Origin of the sequence: Rhizobium sp. PDO1-076, from assembly GCF_000247475.1 — a bacterium.
In the GTDB taxonomy this organism is placed as follows: domain Bacteria; phylum Pseudomonadota; class Alphaproteobacteria; order Rhizobiales; family Rhizobiaceae; genus Allorhizobium.
The window spans coordinates 1-1,442 of the sequence record NZ_AHZC01000274.1 but is presented as its reverse complement, the minus strand read 5'-3'; the positions used below and the strand labels follow the sequence as shown (position 1 = coordinate 1,442).

At 59.8% G+C, this 1,442-nt stretch carries 1 protein-coding gene; it reads left to right on the top strand.

Annotation, left to right across the window (positions count from 1 at the left end; translation table 11 throughout):
- Positions 1–1,178: IS701 family transposase (locus PDO_RS14850; RefSeq protein WP_007603287.1), on the top strand; the 1,178-nt coding region annotated here is incomplete at its 5' end.
- Between the last annotated feature and the right edge of the window lie 264 nt (positions 1,179–1,442).

The window sequence follows — 1,442 nt, the reverse complement described above, 5'->3', positions numbered from 1 at the left end:
CGTCGTGGACGGGCACCGCGATCGGCTGGGAGCGTGAGCTTCTAGCCCTCAAGGCTCAGCTTTTGTCGGTGTTTCATCGGAGTGAGGCGCGCGAGACATGTTCAACTTTCCTTGACGGGCTCTTGTCTGGAACTGAACGCAAGACCGGGTGGCAGATGGCTGAACGGGCGGGTTTTGCCAAGCCGTGGAGAACCCAGGCGCTGTTGGGCCGCTCCGTCTGGGATGCAGACCGAATGCGCGACATTGTGTTCAATTATGTCGTTGCAAGCCTGGGTGATGCATCCGGTGTCCTGGTCATTGACGAGACCGGCTTTGTCAAAAAAGGCGACCATTCCGTCGGTGTCTCGCGTCAGGATACGGGAACCGCTGGACGCATTGAGAACTGTCAGATTGGCGTTTTTATTGCCTATGCAAGCCGCTTCGGCCAGGCGCTGATTGACCGCAGGCTTTATTTGCCTGAGGCGTGGGCGACAGATGAGAAACGTCGCAAGGACGCCGCAATTCCGCAGGAGACGGTGTTTGCGACCAGGCCAGCCTTGGCCAGGGCGATGCTCAGCGAAGCGCTCGACAAGGGAGTGGCTTGCGCCTGGGTTCTGGCGGATGCTGACTATAGCAGTGATTGCAAGACCCGCCGTATGCTTGAGCGGCGTCGGCAACCGTATGTTTTGGCCGTATCGCCCAATCAGAAATTGCGACTGCAGACCGAGCGAGTGTTATTGCATGCGTCCCCGCAAGATCTGGCGGAAGATTTGCCAGCTGACCTTTGGTTTGCCTTACCTTCCGGTGAAGGCCCAAGGGGGCTGCGCCTTTATGATTGGGCACGTGTAAGTCTGTCCTGCGCGGCAGCGCCCGGGTTTGCGCGCTACCTGCTGCTTCGCAGATGCCGTTCGCATTCAGGCGCGGTGAGCCAATATCTGGTGTTTGCACCGGCAGAGGCTGCCCTTGCCGACTTGGCGGGCGCGGCTGGTTTGCGTTGGACAATTGACGAATGCTTCCAGCGCGCCAAGAATGAGCTCGGCCTCGACCATTGCGAGGCCCGATCCTGGCACGGCTGGCATCGGCATATGACGCTGGTCATGGCTGCGGCTGCTTTTCTGACCAAGCTCAGTGCTGACTTGCGCCGTTCAGCGTTTGGCAAGACGCGCGAAAAGCGCTCGACTTCGTCGATCGCCGCCTGATGGAATACCCCTCCTCCGCATATGGGTTCGGCGTCTCCCAACGGAACGCACGATCCGTGCTCGCCACTTGCGCGAATCCCGCGGTCCGCCCTGCGCAGCGCATTCCCGTGACGACTAGAGCCCGTTGTTTGTATGCATGTCGCTATCGCGAAACCACTGCACATTTTCGGGCGACAAGCATCAGTGGTGATTCTGTCGACGGGTATGTCCGACGGGTATGTCGTGTTGCCCGGCACGCCATCGGGAGGTTTCGGAACGCTGCGA